Source organism: Pseudoxanthomonas winnipegensis (assembly GCF_004283755.1).
GTDB lineage: Bacteria > Pseudomonadota > Gammaproteobacteria > Xanthomonadales > Xanthomonadaceae > Pseudoxanthomonas_A > Pseudoxanthomonas_A winnipegensis.
Window position 1 is genome coordinate 71323 of sequence record NZ_SHMH01000012.1, and the last position, 15794, is coordinate 87116.

13 protein-coding genes and 1 pseudogene are annotated in these 15794 nt (G+C 70.2%); 6 read left to right on the top strand and 8 right to left on the bottom strand.

The features are described from left to right. Positions 1–18 precede the first annotated feature (18 nt). The 3 genes from EAT51_RS19045 (at position 19) to EAT51_RS19055 (ending at position 4286) form a co-directional block, all read left to right on the top strand. The gene (locus EAT51_RS19045; protein WP_130525215.1) at positions 19–759 is read left to right on the top strand and encodes an endonuclease/exonuclease/phosphatase family protein; all 741 of its coding nucleotides are present in this window, start codon (positions 19–21) and stop codon (positions 757–759) included. Positions 760–998: 239 nt separating this feature from the next. Further along, positions 999–2960, top strand: a complete 1962-nt coding sequence (locus EAT51_RS19050; RefSeq protein ID WP_130521704.1) for a transglycosylase SLT domain-containing protein — start codon at positions 999–1001, stop codon at positions 2958–2960. 96 nt (positions 2961–3056) lie between these two features. Then, entirely contained in the window at positions 3057–4286 is a 1230-nt protein-coding gene (locus EAT51_RS19055; protein WP_130521703.1) for a multifunctional CCA addition/repair protein, read from the top strand. 65 nt (positions 4287–4351) lie between these two features. Here the strand turns inward: EAT51_RS19055 and EAT51_RS19060 are convergent, their stop codons facing one another. Both EAT51_RS19060 and EAT51_RS19065 read right to left on the bottom strand, forming a co-directional pair. Continuing rightward, positions 4352–4855: a hypothetical protein gene (locus tag EAT51_RS19060; protein WP_130521702.1), complete on the bottom strand. Its 504-nt coding sequence runs from the start codon at positions 4853–4855 to the stop codon at positions 4352–4354. 65 nt (positions 4856–4920) lie between these two features. After that, positions 4921–5829, bottom strand: coding sequence for a LysR substrate-binding domain-containing protein (locus EAT51_RS19065; RefSeq protein WP_228258002.1), 909 nt, complete (start codon positions 5827–5829; stop codon positions 4921–4923). Between the two features lie 79 nt (positions 5830–5908). Between EAT51_RS19065 and EAT51_RS19070 the strand changes: the two genes are divergently transcribed. Further along, entirely contained in the window at positions 5909–6964 is a 1056-nt protein-coding gene (locus EAT51_RS19070; RefSeq protein ID WP_130521701.1) for a YeiH family protein, read from the top strand. A gap of 366 nt (positions 6965–7330) precedes the next feature. Here the strand turns inward: EAT51_RS19070 and EAT51_RS19075 are convergent, their stop codons facing one another. The 6 genes from EAT51_RS19075 to EAT51_RS19100 form a co-directional block, all read right to left on the bottom strand. Beyond that, a complete protein-coding gene (locus EAT51_RS19075; protein ID WP_130561904.1) occupies positions 7331–8410 on the bottom strand; it encodes an acyltransferase family protein in 1080 nt (359 codons plus the stop codon). Positions 8411–8426: 16 nt separating this feature from the next. Further along, positions 8427–9572 (bottom strand): N-acetylglucosamine-6-phosphate deacetylase, encoded by a 1146-nt coding sequence (gene nagA / locus EAT51_RS19080; protein ID WP_130521699.1) that lies wholly within the window; start codon positions 9570–9572, stop codon positions 8427–8429. Next, positions 9569–10612: an SIS domain-containing protein gene (locus EAT51_RS19085; protein WP_130521698.1), complete on the bottom strand. Its 1044-nt coding sequence runs from the start codon at positions 10610–10612 to the stop codon at positions 9569–9571. The genes nagA and EAT51_RS19085 overlap by 4 nt, the downstream gene beginning before the upstream one ends. Positions 10613–10616: 4 nt before the next feature. Next, positions 10617–11675: a LacI family DNA-binding transcriptional regulator gene (locus tag EAT51_RS19090; RefSeq protein WP_130521697.1), complete on the bottom strand. Its 1059-nt coding sequence runs from the start codon at positions 11673–11675 to the stop codon at positions 10617–10619. Between the two features lie 41 nt (positions 11676–11716). Continuing rightward, entirely contained in the window at positions 11717–12994 is a 1278-nt protein-coding gene (locus tag EAT51_RS19095) for a sugar MFS transporter (RefSeq protein ID WP_130521696.1), read from the bottom strand. Between the two features lie 91 nt (positions 12995–13085). Further along, positions 13086–13841, bottom strand: coding sequence for a GntR family transcriptional regulator (locus EAT51_RS19100; protein WP_130521695.1), 756 nt, complete (start codon positions 13839–13841; stop codon positions 13086–13088). A 347-nt stretch (positions 13842–14188) separates the two neighbouring features. Here EAT51_RS19100 and EAT51_RS19105 point away from each other — a divergent pair, with 347 nt between their 5' ends. Beyond that, positions 14189–15178, top strand: coding sequence for a glucokinase (locus EAT51_RS19105; RefSeq protein WP_130521694.1), 990 nt, complete (start codon positions 14189–14191; stop codon positions 15176–15178). Positions 15179–15335: 157 nt separating this feature from the next. Further along, positions 15336–15668: pseudogene (locus EAT51_RS19110) on the top strand (TonB-dependent receptor plug domain-containing protein); the annotation flags it as partial. Between the last annotated feature and the right edge of the window lie 126 nt (positions 15669–15794).

A 15794-nucleotide genomic window follows, 5' to 3' on the forward strand; every position in this document is an offset into this window, starting at 1 on the left:
GACGCACGCCGGCTGCGGATGTTGAGCGCCAACATCCAGGCCGGCTCCAGCACCCGCCGCTACAGCGATTACTTCACCCGCAGCTGGTCGCACGCGCTGCCGGTGGGCGCCAAGCGCAGCAGCCTGGACGCCATCGCCGACCTGGCCGGCGGCCATGACATCGTCGGCCTGCAGGAGGCCGACCCGGGCAGCCTGCGCTCCGGCTTCACCAACCAGACCCACTACCTGGCCCAGCGCGCCGGCTTCCAGTACTGGAGCCACCAGCCCAACCGCAACGTGGCGCGCGTGGCCGGCAGCGCCAACGGGCTGCTGAGCCGGCTCGAGCCGGTCAAGGTGGCCATGCACCCGCTGCCTGGGCGCATCGCCGGGCGCGGCGTGCTGCTGGCGCATTTCGGCAGCGGTGAGGAAGGCCTGGTGGTGGCGGTGGCGCATCTGTCGCTGGGCAACGGCTCGCGCCGGCAGCAGCTGGGCTATATCGCCGAGCTGCTGGCCCCGCATCCGCATGCGGTGCTGATGGGCGACTTCAACTGCGTGCCGACGGTGCCGGAAATGGACCTGCTGTACGAGCGCACGCATCTGCGTCCACCGAGCTTCTGCGTGCCGACCTTCCCCAGCTGGAAGCCGGCGCGCGCGATCGACCACATCCTGGTCACCGACCAGCTGGCCCACGCCAATGCGCGGGCCGTGCCGGCAGCGTTCTCCGACCACCTGGCGCTGGCACTGGACATCGACGTCCCCGCGCAGGCGCTGCGGCAGTAGGACTTCTGAATATCCCCCCGGCGGCCCGCCTGTAGAGCGGAGCTTGCTCCGCTGCTCTTCGGCCAGATCATCGGGAAAGCCCCATCGGAGCAAGCTCAGCTGCGTTTCGTTCGGTGCGTGGGGAAGGCCGCAGCGGAGCAAGCTCCGCTCTACAGGTGGGGAGGCGCCGTTGGCGCTCCTTCCAAACCCGCACCCACCGCGGAAATCCGATTCATGCTCGCCTGCTTATCATCGCGCGCATGATGCGATCGCTCCTGCTGTTGGCCGTTACCTCGCTGTGCCTCTGCGCGCCCGCCGCCGCGCAGGACCTGGATGCGCAGCGCCCGCTGGTCCGCGCCGCGCTGGAGGCCGCCGACCGCGGCCAACCCAGCGATGCGCTGACCAACCCGGCCCTGGCCAACAGCCCGGTGCGCGGCTGGATCGAGTTCGCCCAGCTCAAGCGCGACATCGACACGCTCGACCCCGCGCGCGCGCAGGACTTCCTGCGCCGCTACAGCGGCCAGCCCGTGGCCAACGCCCTGCGCAGCGCCTGGCTGCCGTCGCTGGCGCGACGCAAGGACTGGCCCACGCTGCTGGCCAACTGGCAGCCCACCGACAACCCCGGCCTGCGCTGCGCGCGGCTGCAGGCGCTGTGGGTGCAGGGCCGCACCGATGCGGCCTGGGTGAGCGAGGCCCAGGCGCTGTGGCGCGGGGCCAGCAAGTCCCTGCCCGACGGCTGTGACCCGGTGTTCTCCGCGCTGGCCACGCAGGGCCAGCTCAGCGATGCGCTGCGCTGGGAGCGCATCGATGCGGCGGCCGCCGCGGGGCAGACGGGCGTGATGCGCGCGGCGGCCAACGGCATGAGCGCCGGCGCACGCAGCCAGGTGCTGGCGTATGCGAGCTTTCTCGATGCGCCGGGGCCTCAGGGCCTGGCCTGGGAGCCGTCCGACCGTGCCCGCGCCATGGCCACCGACGGCCTGGAACTTCTCGCGCGCAAGGACCCCGACGCCGCCGAAGGCCTGCTGCCTCAGTACGTGCAGGCCCTGGGGCTGAGCGAGACCCAGCGCGGCCAGGTGCTCTACCAGATCGCGCTGTGGACGGTGGCCTCCTATCTGCCGGACTCGGCGCGCCGCCTGGCCGCCGTGCCCGCCGCCGCCTACGACGAACGCCTGCACGAATGGCAGGCGCGCGAGGCCATGGCCCGCGGCGACTGGCCCGCGGCGCTGCAGGCCATCCGCGCCATGCCGGCCGGGCAGCGCGGCGATGCGCGCTGGCAGTGGTTCGAGGCGCGCATGCTCGACAAGACCGGCCAGCCCGGCGCGGCCAGGGCGCTGTACGCGCAGGCCGCGCGCACCAGCACCTTCCACGGCTTCCTGGCCGCCGACGTGCTCGACCAGCCCTATGCGCTGTGCCCGCGCGAGCCGCGCGACAGCCCGCAGGCGCAGGCGGCCGTGGCGCGCGACCCTGCGCTGGTGCGCGCGATGGAGCTGTGGAAGCTCGACCGCGCCGCCTGGGCGACCGCCGAATGGAACGATGCGCTGAGCCGTTTCAACGACGATCAGCGGCGCATCGCGGTGGAAGTGGCGCAGCGCAACGGCTGGTTCGACCGCGCGGTGTTCGCTCTGGGCAAGAAGCCGGAGGAAATGCAGCTCTACCGCCTGCGCTTCCCGCTGCACCACGACGGCACCATCCGCACCCAATCCCAGCGCAATGCGATCGATCCAGCCTGGGTGGCCGCCGAGATCCGCGCCGAGAGCGTGTTCAATCCCAATGCACGCTCGCCGGCCAACGCCCTGGGCCTGATGCAGGTGGTGCCGGGCACCGCCGCCGAGGTGGCGCGGCGCAACGGCATCGCCTACGGCGGCGCGCAGAGCCTGTACGACGCCGACACCAACATCGCCATCGGCGCGGCTTACCTGCGCGAGCTGCTGGGCAAGTACGGCACGCCCTACGTCACCATCGCCGCCTACAACGCGGGCCCGACGCCGACCGCGCGCTGGCAGTCGCAACGGCCCGGCTTCGACCCTGACATCTGGATCGAAACGATCAGCTACAAGGAGACCCGCGAGTACGTGGCCCGCGTGCTGGCCTTCAGCGTGATCTACGACTGGCGCCTGGGCGGCGACGCGCTGTCGCTGGACGAACGCATGCAGGGCCGGCTGGACGGCAAGCGCAAGCGCTTCGCGTGCGGGGCGCAAACAGGAGTGAGTGAAGAGGAGTGAGAAGTGAGCGAAGACAAGGCATGCTGGCATCCTGGCTCGTCTGAAGCCCTGCCCGCCCCACTCACTTCTCACTCCTCTGCACGCACTCCTGGCTTCATGAAGACTTATCTCGTCGGTGGCGCGGTCCGCGATGCCCTGCTTGGTCTGCCACCGGGCGACCGCGACTGGGTCGTGGTCGGCGCCACGCAGGCGCAGATGGAGGCGCAGGGCTTCCGCGCGGTGGGGCGCGATTTCCCGGTGTTCCTGCATCCGGACACGCAGGAGGAGTACGCGCTGGCGCGGACCGAGCGCAAGTCCGGACGCGGCTATCGCGGCTTCGTGGTCGACGCCGACCCGGGCGTGACGCTGGAGGAAGACCTGGGCCGGCGCGACTTCACCCTCAACGCGATCGCGCGCGATGCCGACGGCGCCCTGGTCGATCCGTATCACGGCGTGGACGATATCGAGGCACGTATGCTGCGCCACGTCGGCCCGGCCTTCGTCGAAGACCCCCTGCGCGTCCTGCGCGCGGCGCGCTTCATGGCGCGCCTGGCGCCGCTGGGCTTCCGCGTCGCGCCCGAGACGCTGGCGCTGATGCGGCAGGTCGCCGACAGCGGCGAACTGGACGCGCTGGTGCCCGAGCGCGTCTGGCAGGAGCTGCGCAAGGCGCTGGCCTCGCCGCGCCCCAGCGCCTTCCTGCGCACCCTGCACGAGGCCGGCGCGCTGGCGCATGTGCTGCCGGAAGTGGACGCGCTGTACGGCGTGCCGCAGCGCGCCGAGTTCCATCCCGAAGTCGATACCGGCTTGCACCAGGAACTGGTCAGCGACATGGCCGCGCGACTGGCGCCGGGCAATGAGGTGATCGGCTACGCTGCGCTGACACATGACCTGGGCAAGGCGCTGACGCCGGCCGACGTGCTGCCGCGCCACATCGGTCACGAGCAGGCCGGCATCAAGCCGCTGCTGGCGTTGTCGGCGCGGCTGAAGGTGCCGACCGAACACCGCGAGCTGGCGGTGATGGCCTGCCGCGAGCATCTCAACGTGCACCGCATCGACGAGCTGCGCGATGCCACCGTGCACGATCTGCTGGCGCGCTGCGACGGCTTCCGCAAGCCTGCGCGCATCGCTCAACTGGCCCTGGTCTGCGAATGCGACAAGCGCGGACGGGCCGGCAGCGCCGAAGACGCCTATCCGCAGGGCGAAACGCTCAAGCGCCTGCATGCGGCGGCCTGCGCGGTGAGCGCGCGCGATGTGGCCACCGAGGGCCTCAAAGGCCTGCAGATCGGCGAGGCCGTGCGCAAGGTGCGCATCGCGGCGATCGGCGCCGCGCGTTCGACGGCCGGCTGAGCCCGGCGCGCGCGACTAAGCGCCGTCCCACACTCGCCGCGACCCGACGGGCGCGGACGGCGGCCTCAATGCCCGTTGTAGCGGGCGGAGAAGCGGCCGTTCTCGACCTGGAGAAACGGTCCCTGTTCGCCGCCTCCGGTCAGTCTCAGCCGACCGGAGAAGGTGCCTTGCACGCCATCGGCATCCATGGCCGTCACGGTCATCACGAAGCTGGCGCCGTCCATGGCATCGCCGGTGTAGGTCGTGGTCCCGTTCGGCGTCTGGACGTAGTACGACGCATAGAGCTGATCGACGCCGCTGCGATAGGTCCCGGGCTTCACCTCCGGCGCCACGAGCTGGAACATGAAGCCGGGCGACGACGGGTCGTCGTCCAGGTGTCCGCCGACCGATACGAAATGCACCGTCGGCTCGGACGGCGGATCGTTGGCGCCCAGATGCTTGTCGAAGCGCAAGGGCTTGCCTTCCAGCTTCAGCGTCAGGAATTGCTCGGGGGCACCGCCGCCGCAGGCGGACAGCAGTCCGACGAGCACTGCGGTGAGCAGGAGGAATCGCCCTGTGTTGATCGGCATCGCGGAGGTCCTTCTTCGCCCATGGCGTCCATGCCTTCCAAGCTTGGCCGAGACCGCTGCGCCGCTCAAGCTTCCCGCCGCTCCATGGCCGCCAGGAACGCCGCCAGCGCCGGCGAGCGCGGACGGTTGGCCAGCTCCAGGCGATAGAGCGGACGCTGCAGCGCCGGGCCGGGCGGCAGCGCCAGCGCGCGCAGGCGCCCGACCGCGATGAGATCGGCGACCACCGCGGCCGGCAGGATCGCCACGCCGTCGCCGGCGGCCACCGCGCGGGCGATGGCCTCGTTGCCGCCGATCTCCAGCGTGCGCGCCGGCACGATGCCGCGCGCGGCCAACAGCGACTGGGCGACCTCGCGCGTGCCCGAGCCGGCCTCGCGCACCAGCCAGCGCTGCGCGCTCAGCTGCCGGGCGCTGGCCCGGCGCTGCGCGCCCAGCGTCGAGGTGGCGGCGACCACCGCCTGCAGCGGCTCGTCGCGCCAGCGCGTGGCCAGGATGCGTTCGTCGTGCGGCGGGCCTTCGACGAAGCCCGCGTCGATACGGCAATCGATCAACGCCTCGGCGACCTCGCCGGTGTTGCCGACCACCAGCGCGCTATCCAGCTGCGGATGGCGTGCGGCATGGCGCGCGAACGCCTCGGCCAGCCAGTACGCCGCCACCGTGGTGCTGGCGCCGATGCGCAGGCCGCCGCGCCGCAGCCCCACGCGCTCGCGCACTTCCTCCAGCGCCGCGCGCTCCAGCGCGAAGATGCCGCGCGCGTGGCGATACAGCGCCTGGCCGCTCTCGGTCAGGCGCACGCCGCGGCCGCCGGAGCGGTCGATCAACGGCAGGTCGAGCTGGTGCTCCAGCTCGCGCAGCGCCTTGGACACGGCCGACTGGCTGACGAACAGCGCCTCGGCCGCGCGCGAGAAGCCGTCGTGTTCCACCACCGCGGCGAAGACGCGCAGCAGGTGCAGGTTCAAGCCATGAGTTGAATTCATGGAAATCGGAGAATGATGTATTGGACGCATCCTAGCCTTGAGCCGAGCATGGCGCATCCTTCAAGGCCATTGACGCGTCATGTCCGGTTCCACGTTCCCGCATCCGCATTCGCTCACGCTCGGCACGCGGCCCGGCCCCTGGCCGGGCCTGCTGCTGGCGCTGGGCATCGCGCTGGCGGGCATCGGTCTGGCGCAGCTGCCGTGGATGCAGCACGCCGGGCTGGGCGCGCTGACGCTGGCGATCGTGCTCGGCATCGTGCTGGGCAACAGCGTGTTCCCGGCCATGGCCGCGCAGGCAGGCGCTGGCGTGGATCTGGCCAAGGGCACGCTGCTGCGCGCGGGGATCGTGCTCTACGGCCTGCGCGTGACCTTCCAGGATCTGATGGGCATGGGCCTGGCCGGGCTGGCGATCGATGTGGCGGTGGTGGCCGGCGTGTTCGGCGCCGCGACGTGGCTGGGCACGCGCGTGCTCAAGCTGGATCGCCAGAGCGCCATGCTGATCGGCGCCGGCAGCGCGATCTGCGGCGCGGCTGCGGTGCTGGCCACCGAGCCGGTGCTCAAGGCGCCGGCGCACAAGGTGTCGGTCGCGGTGGCCACGGTGGTGGTGTTCGGCACGCTGAGCATGTTCGTGTATCCGCAGTTGGCGCCGTATCTGCCGTTGGACGCGCATTCCTACGGCCTCTACGCGGGCTCGACCATCCACGAGGTCGCCCAGGTCGTGGTGGCCGGCCGTGCCGTCGGCGAGGCCGCGGCGAACGCGGCGGTGATCGAGAAGATGCTGCGGGTCATGCTGCTGGCGCCCTTCCTGCTGGCGCTGGGCGCGTGGCTGCGCCGCGGCCAGGCACGCGCCGATGCGGAGGCAATACCGCTGACTATTCCGTGGTTCGCACTGGGCTTCGTGGCGGTGGCGGGCTTCAACTCACTGCAGCTGCTGCCGCCGTCCGTGGTCGCGGTGGCCAACGGCCTGGACACGCTGCTGCTGGCCATGGCGATGGCGGCGCTGGGGCTGCGCACGCAGTGGGGGGCGATCCGGCAGGCAGGGGCCAGGCCGCTGCTGTTGGCCGCGCTGTTGTGGGGGCTGTTGCTGGTAGGCGGCTATGCGCTCAATCGTGGGGTGATGTTGCTGTTGGCATAGCAGTGGCTTGCGCAGCCGCGGTTGGCTTCGGCTGTTCCCGCTTTTGAGCAGACGCGGGCAAGTGTGGGAGCAACGCGCTTGCAGCGCGCCAAGTGCAAAGCTTTCGCGCCTGCGGCGCGACTTCCTTTTGTCTTGTCAAAAGGAAGCAAAACCGCTTCTCGCCGGGACGCACGCCGATGCTGCGCATCGGTCCCCTGCGCTCCTCGCAAAGCAGGGCATTTATCCCCTTTTAGGGACGGCGCCCAAACTCGCTTCGCTCAAACAGGGCGCCTCTTCGGCCCTGCTTTGCTGCGGTGCTCGGCGTGCTTTACGGCTCAGACAGGTAAAGCAAGTGCAAAGGCAGGGGCAAAGGCCACTGCGTCGCCGCTACACCTTGATCACGATCCCCTTCCGCTCCATCGCCTTCGCAATGCCCCACCACAGCCCGGTGAACACCAGGCCGAAGGCCAGCGATGGCGCATACGGCCCGAACTTCGGCGTCATCCAGCCCGCGAACCCGATCCGGTAGATCGCCTCCCACGCCCCCACCGCGTACAGCAGCAGGAACATCAGCGCCGAGCCCGCGTAGACCGTGATTGCATTGATGCCCAGCGATCGGCCCAGCGCCGGCCAGCCATGGCGATCGATGAGCTGGTGGAACAGCCACAGCACGGCCATCGCCCAGCCCGCCGTCCACAGCACGAACGAGGGCGTCCACAGGTTCTTGTTCCAGGGCAGCACGGCCGACCACAGCCAGCCGACCATCAGCCCGGCCAGGGCGCCCGGCAGCAGGCGATGGGCGCGGCCGCGGCGCAGCCAGCCGCCGGCGTGCAGGCCCAGCAGGGTGGTGACGAGGGACGGCAGCGTGGACAGCAGGCCTTCGGGGTCGTGGCCGCGGCCGGTGGCCGGGTCGAGCTCGTACACCAGCGGCCCCAGCAGCGCGGTGTCCACGCGGCTGGCCAGATTGGTCCACGGCGCATAGCCGCCGCCGAAGGCCAGCAACGCCCAGTAGCCCAGCAGCAGTCCCGCGGCCAGCAGGCCCAGCCAAGCGCGCGACCTGGGCAGGGTGACCAGCCAGCCGACCACGAAGAAGCAGATCCCGATCCGCTGCAGCACGCCCCAGGGGCGGAAGTGCGGCTTGTCCAGCAGCCACGACGCCAGCAGGTTGATCGCCAGGCCAATGCCGATGATGCGCAGCGCGCGCACGGCGATGCTGCGGCGGATCGGCGCGGGATCGGCGCCGGCCTCGATGCGCGGCACGATCCCCAGCGCGATCGACACGCCGACAATGAACAGGAAGAACGGGAACACCAGATCGGTCGGCGTGCAGCCGCTCCACTCCGAATGCAGCAGCGGCGCGTACACATGCGCCCAGTCGCCCGGGTCGTTGACCAGCAGCATCAAGGCCACCGTCAGTCCGCGCAGGGCGTCGACCGAGGCGAAACGGCGGGTGGCGGGGGCGTTCATGGCGCTGCAGTGTCGCTCAGAGCGAGGGCTTCCCGCCAATCCAGGTCTCGACCACGCGCAGGTCCTCGTCCAGCGCGACCAGGTCGGCGCGCAGGCCCTCGGCGATCGCGCCGCGCTCGTGCTCCAGCCGCAGGAACTGCGCCGGATACAGCGTCGCCATGCGCAGCGCCTCCTCCAGCGGCAGGCCGAGCAGGTGCACGGCGTTGCGCACCGCGCTGGCCATGTCCAGCGCGGAACCGGCCAGCGAGCCGGCGGCGTTGCGCACCACGCCGTCGATGGCGGTGATGGTCTCGCCATACAGGTCGAAGCTGGGGCGCTCGTCGCCGACCATCGGCATGGCATCGGTGACCAGCACCAGCTTGCCGCGCGGCTTGGCCGCCAGGGCCACGCGCAGCGAGGCCGGGTGCACATGCACGCCATCGACGATCATCCCGCACCAGCTGTGCGGATCTTCCAGCGCCGCGCCGACCGCGCCGGGCTCGCGGCCCTGCAGCGGACTCATCGCGTTGTAGAGATGGGTGAAGCCGCGCAGGCCGGCGTCCAGTCCGGCGCGCACCTGCTCGTAGCTGGCCGCGGTGTGGCCGGCCACCACGATCGCCCCGCGCGCGACCAGCGCGGCGATGCGTTCGGGGCCGATGGCCTCCGGCGCCACGGTCATCAGGGTCAGGCCGTTGTCCAGCGCGGTGACCATGGCGATCTCCTCATCGCCAGGCACGCGGAACTGCTGCGCGTCGTGCGTGCCCTTGCGCGCCGGCGCCAGGTACGGCCCTTCCAGGTGGATGCCGAGCACGCCGTCCACGCCGTCGGCGATGGCCTGGCGCGTGGCGGCGATGGCCGTGTCCATGACTTCGGCGCGGTCGCTGATCAGGGTCGGCAGGAAGGCGGTGGTGCCGTACTTGCGATGCGCGCGGCCGATGCGGTCGATGCCTTCGGCCGTGGGCGTGTTGTTGAACAGCACGCCGCCGCCGCCGTTGACCTGGATGTCGATGAAGCCCGGCGCCAGCCAGGCGCCGCCAAGATCGCGCAGATCCTCGGTGAAGGCCTTGGCCCCGGCGCGGTCGGTGATCGCGGCGATGCGGCCATCGCGCACCACCACAGCGCCGTCCTCGATCAGGCCCTGCGCGGCGAACACCCGCGCGTTGACCAGGGCAAAGATGCTCATACGGTTTCGGTGACCTTGTTCAGATGCGGCGGCACGTCGGGGTTGTGGCCGCGCGCCAGGGCCAGGGCGTTGATCGCCTTGTAGAAGCTCTGGATGGTGAGCAGCGGCGCGCACGCCGGATGCGGCACCTCCACCAGCGGCAGATCGCCATCGTGCGTGGCGGCCACCCACACCTGCGCGCCGCGGGCGCGGAACTCCCTGGCCAGCGTCAGCATGCCGGCCTCGGTGCCGTCGGGCTGGGCGAAGCACAGCACCGGGAAGCCCGGGCCGACCAGCGCCATCGGCCCATGCTTGACCTCGGCCGAGCTGTAGGCTTCGGCATGCAGGCCGCAGGTCTCCTTGAACTTCAGCGCCGCCTCCTGCGCCGCGGCCAGGCCCAGGCCGCGGCCGAGCACGAACAGGTTGTGCGCATCGACCAGGCCCTCGGTGACGCTGGACCAGTCCGCGTCCCAGGCCTGGCGCAGCGCGCCGGGCAGCGCGTCGAGCGCGGCCAGCAGCGCCGCGTCCTGCGACCAGTGCGCGGCCAGCTGCAGCAGCGCGGCCAGCGAGGCCAGATAGCTCTTGGTCGCCGCGACCGACTTCTCCGGGCCGGCGCACAGCGGGATCACCACCTCGGCCAGCTGCGCCAGCGGCGAGTCCTCCACGTTGACCAGCGCCACCACGCGCGCGCCAGCGGCCTTGGCCGCCTCGGCGTTGCGCAGCAGGTCCGGGCTCTTGCCGGACTGGGAGATGACGATGAACAACGCGCCGGCCAGCTGCAGCGGCGCGCCGTAGACCGAACCGATCGACGGCGAGGCCGAGGCCGTGACCACGCCGAGCTGGGTCTCGAACAGGTACTTGCCGAAGGTCGCGGCATGGTCGGAGCTGCCGCGCGCGCAGGTGGCCACGAACGGCGGCGGGTTCTGCCGCAGCGACTGCGCCAGCGCCACCACCGTGGCGTGATTGCGGGCGAACTGGGCGGCGACCACCTGCGCGGTGGAGGCGGCTTCGTTGTACATCAAGGTGTCGGCCGGGGCCGGCAGCGAAACGTCGGACGTCATGGGATCAGGTCTTGGACTCGGCGCGCGAAGGGCGCATGGGAGCGGTGGAACCGCGCACGACCAGCTGCGGCGTGAAGCCCTGGTTGTGCATGGCGATGGGGGAATCGTCGTAGGCGTCCTGGCGCAGCCGCGCGATCAGCAGGCGCGCGGCGTGCTTGGCGATGTCCTCGGTGGCCTGCTTGGCCGTGGTCAGCGCCGGCCAGGACTGCTTGGAGAACGGGCTGTCCTCGAAGCCGGCGATGGACAGGTCGTAGGGCACGTTCATGCCGGCCGACTTGGCCGCGGCCAGCACGCCGGCGGCGATCTCGTCGTTGGAACCGAAGATCGCCGTGGGCGGCTCGCGCAGCGCCAGCAGGCGGCGCGCGCCGCGGAAGCCGTCGTCGAAGGTGTAGTCGCCTGGCACCACCAGATGCTTGTCCAGGGTGATGCCGTAGTCCTTCAGCGCCTGCTCGTAGCCGGCGTAGCGCTCGGTGGACGAGCGATGCGCGGGCCCACCCATCAGGAAGCCGATGCGCTGGTGGCCCAGCTGGATCAGATGCTCGGTGATCTCGTAGGCCGCGTCGCGGTCGTCCACGTAGACGCACGGCGGGCCCTCGCCCGGATCTTCGGTGGCGGCGATGATGCGCACCAGCTGCACGCCGCGCGCGGTGAGCGTGGCGATCAGCTCGGGCCGCTCGGACATCGGCGCGGTCAGCACCAGCCCGGCCAGGCGCGAGCGCTGCACGAACTCGGCCAGCTCCTCGGCCAGCAGCGGCGAGGTCGAATCGCAGGGCTGGATCTGCAGGCCGAAGCCGGTCTCGCGGCACGCCGCCAGCACGCCGTTCTGCACGCCGATGATGTGGTACGGGTTGGGGTTGTCGTAGACCAGGCCGATCACGAACGGCGTGCCGCTGCGCAGGTTGCGCGCGGACGGGTCGGGCTCGTAGTCCAGTTCGGCGATGGCGCGCAGCACGCGCTGGCGCGTGGCCTGCATGACCGAAGGCTCGTTGTTGATCACGCGCGAGACCGTCTTGAGCGAGACCTTGGCCCGCTCGGCGACGTCCTTGATGGTGGGTCGGCGCATGTGCTGGCTCCTGCGTCAGTCCGGAAGAAGGGGCAGCGGGCTCAGCGCGATCCGGCGCCGTGACCGACGCGGTAGCCGCGCACGGCGAAGAACAGGATGTACAGATAGCAGGGCACGGCCAGGCACGCGAACACCACCTGGAAATCGGCGTGCTGCTTGAGGATGGCGAAGCCCTGCGAGAGCACCGCGCCGCCGGCGATGCCCATCACCAGCAGCGCCGAGCCGGTCTCGGTGAAGCGGCCCAGGCCCTTGATCGCCAGCGGGAAGATCGCCGGCCACATCATCGCGTTGGCGAAGCCCAGCGCGGCCACGAAGCCCACCGAGACATAGCCGTGGGTCAGCAGCGCACCCAGCGCGAACACCACGCCCAATACCGCCGACATCGCCAGGTAGGCCTGCTGCGAGAGCAGGCGCGGGATCGCCACCAGCCCGGCCAGATAGCCCAGCAGCATCGCGCCCAGGGTGAAGGAGGTGAAGAACTTGGTCTCGTCCAGCGGCAGGCCGAAGCCGTTGCCGTAGGTGCCGATGGCATCGCCGGCCAGCACTTCCACGCCGACGTAGCAGAACAGGCACAGCACGCCCAGCAGCAGGTGCGGGAACTGGAAGATGCTGCCGCGCGCCACACCGCTCTTGGCGGCCACCTCGGCGTTGGCCTCGCTGCCGCGCAGCTCGGGCAGCGGCGAGAACAGGATGCCCAGCGCCACCACCACCAGCACGCCGGCCATGGCCAGGTACGGGCCGTGGATCTTGGCGGCGAACGCATCGAGCAGCTGCTCCTTGGTGGCAGGGTCGGCGGCGGCCACCTGGGTGGCGATGTCGCCCACGCCGTGCAGCACCAGCGAGCCGATTACGATCGGCGCCAGGATACCGGCCACCTTGTTGCAGATGCCCATCAGCGCGATGCGGCGCGCGGCGGTCTCGATCGGCCCCAGGATGGAGATGTAGGGATTGACCGCCGTCTGCAGCATGGCCAAGCCGCCGCCGATCACGAACAGCCCCGACAGCGCGCCGGCGTACCAGCGATGGGTGGAGAACTGGCCGAACATCGCCGCGCCCACCGCCATCAGCCCCAGGCTCAGCGCCAGGCCCTTCTTCATGCCGGTGAGCTTGAGCACGGCCGCCGCCGGCAGCGCCAGCAGGAAGTAGGAGATGTAGAAGACGAACACCACCAGGAACGCCTTGACCTCATCCAGGTCGAAGGCCAGCTTGACGAAGGTGATCAGCGGGCCATTGATCCAGGTGAAGAACCCCATGATGAAGAACAGCAGGCCGGTGATGGCCAGCGAGGTGGCGAAGCGTTTGCTCTGGTCGGACGACATGGACGCGCAACTCCGAAGGTTCGATGGTGAGAGCGTGCTGGGTGGATGACACCCGCCGCGCCCCGGACACGCCCGGGCGCGGCGGACGGGTTCAACGTCGCAGTTCGGCGACGAAATCGTAGAAATCGTTGTGGCAGTAGGTGTGGCTCAACTCGATGGCGCTACCGTCGCGGCCATAGCCGACCCGCACCACGTGCAGGATGGCATCGCCCTGCGCCATGCCCAGGTGCTCGGCCATCGCCGCACTCAGGTTGACCGCGCGGAAATACTGCAGCGCGCGCACGACCGGCGTGCCCTGCGCATCCAGGTGGGCATAGAGCGAATCGCCCATGGACAGCGGCTCGGGCAACAGCCGCTCCGGCACGATTGTGTGCTCGTAGGCCATGACCCGCTCGTCGGCGCTGCGCAGCCGCGTGAGCGAGGCGACCTGCGCGTCCGGCGAGAGCCCTAGGCGCAGGATCTCCTCGCCCAGGGCCGGGCGCACGCGCCGCTCCAACCAGCGGCTACCCGGCTGGTAGCCCTTCATCCGCAGGGTCTCGCTGAAGCTGGTCAGACCGCTGAGCGGATGGGTGATCTGCGAGGTGACGAAGGTGCCGGCGCCCTGCCGGCGCACGACCAGGCCCTGCTCGACCAGCGCGTCCATGGCCTGACGCAGCGTGACGCGAGACACCTTCAACCGCTCGCACAGCACCCGCTCGGCGGGAAGCGCTTCGCCCGGCTTCCACTGCTCGCCGCGGATCGCATCGATCAGCTGGGCGGTCAGTTGCAGATACAGCGGCGTGGGCGCCTTGGCGTCCAGCGCGATCGCGCGCAGCCGCGGGTCGACCACGGGCTTGGCGCGCGCCATCAACCTGCGACCTGCGGCGGTGGATTGAAATTCATTGGGTCCAATTTAAAACCAATTTTTTGGAAGTCTGCAAGCCCGGCGCTCGCTTCGCCGGCACGGACACGCGACGAAGCGGAGAAGAGAGCCCGTTATTTCAGGGCTTCCGCGTAGCGCGCCTGGCATCGAATCGCCCCGAAATCACGCCGCGGCGCAGCAATACCACTGGCTTAAAAAACTTGCTCGCCCCTGTTGACATCGTTGTCATCGCCAAGGGAGACTCACCGCAAGCCACGGTGGTCTGTGAAATCGCCGTGACGCCATGGGGGCAGTTCGTGGAAGCAGATGTCGCACCGCTGAGCCATCGTGTCTTGAACGGCGCATCGCCCTTCATCGCCGCCGACGTGGGCGGCACGCATGTGCGCCTGGGCCTGGTCCGGCCGACCGGACACGACCTGCAGCCGGTCGAGATCCTCAGCTACCGCAAGTACGCCTGCGCCGATTACGGCGGGCTGGCCGAGATCATCGGCAACTTCCTCGATGGCCTGGATGGCCCGCGCGTGCGGCGTGGCGTGATCGCCAGCGCCGGCTTCCCGCTGGAAGACGGCACGGTGATCACCGCCAACCTGCCCTGGCGCCTGTCCCCGCGCGAGATCCAGGGCACGCTGGGCCTGGACGATCTGCGCCTGGTCAACGACTTCGAGGCCGTGGCCTATGCCGCCGCGCTGGTCGGCGACCAGGAAGTGCTGCGCCTGACCGGCCCGGCCACCGTGTCCGAGCGCGGGCCGACGCTGGTGCTCGGCCCCGGCACCGGCCTGGGCGGCGCGGTGTGGATCCCGACCGGACGCAGCGCCACCGTGCTGGCCACCGAAGCCGGCCAGGCTGCGCTGAGCGTGGGCACCGAGCTGGAGATGCGCCTGCTGGCGCAGATGCTGAAGAAGCAGCCGCACGTGCCGGTCGAGCACGCCCTGTCCGGCCCCGGCCTGCTCAACCTCTACCGCACGCTGTGCGAGGTGCGCGGCGTGGCGCCCGAGCATTTCGCGCCCAACGCGGTCACCGCCGCGGCCAGCCACGACCCGCTGGCGCGCGAGGCGCTGGAGGTGTTCTGCGGCCTGCTGGGCAGCACGGTGGGCGACATGGCCCTGCTGTACGGCATCACCGGCGGGGTCTACCTGGCCGGCGGCATCCTGCCGCGCATCCGCGAGTTCCTGCTGCAGAGCAGCTTCGTCGAACGCTTCCTCAACAAGGGGCCGATGCGAGCGGCGCTGGAGCGCATTCCCGTGCGACTGGTCGAGCACGGGCAGCTGGGCGTCCTGGGCGCCGCCAACTGGTACCTCGGCCAGACACAACAACCGCACTGACGTCCTTCGCACGCCGCCCTTTGGCGATCGCGCTGGACGGGACATTCGGCATCCGCATCACCTTGTCGTCCTTGAACACTGCTCGTTTTTCGCACCGCACCGATGTAAGGCCTGGCAGCCCACTGCCATAACCCAACTTCTAGACCGGGGAAGCATCATGACCTGCAAGAAATCCCTCCTCAGCGTGGCCATCCTGACCAGTCTGAGCTTCGCCGCTCAGGCCCAGCAGACCGACAGCAGCCAGACCGCCACCGACCTGGACACCGTCAAGGTCGTCGGCATCCGCGGCAGCCTGGAGCAATCGCTCAACACCAAGCGCGACGCCAGCTCGCACGTGGAAGCCGTCAGCGCCGAGGACATCGGCAAGCTGCCCGCCAAGAACGTGGCCGATACCCTGCGCGAACTGCCGGGCGTCAGCATTTCGTCTTCCTCCGCCAGCGAAGGCGGCTTCGATGAAGCCGATCGTGTGTCGCTGCGCGGGACAAGCCCTGGACCGGCCAGCCTTTCGTAGACATCCGGTTGCCATAATTGATGGCAATGACCGAGGTGTTTATGGGCAACAGCAAGCAGTACACGGATGAGTTCCAGGCCGAAGCGGTGAAGCAGGTGATCGAGC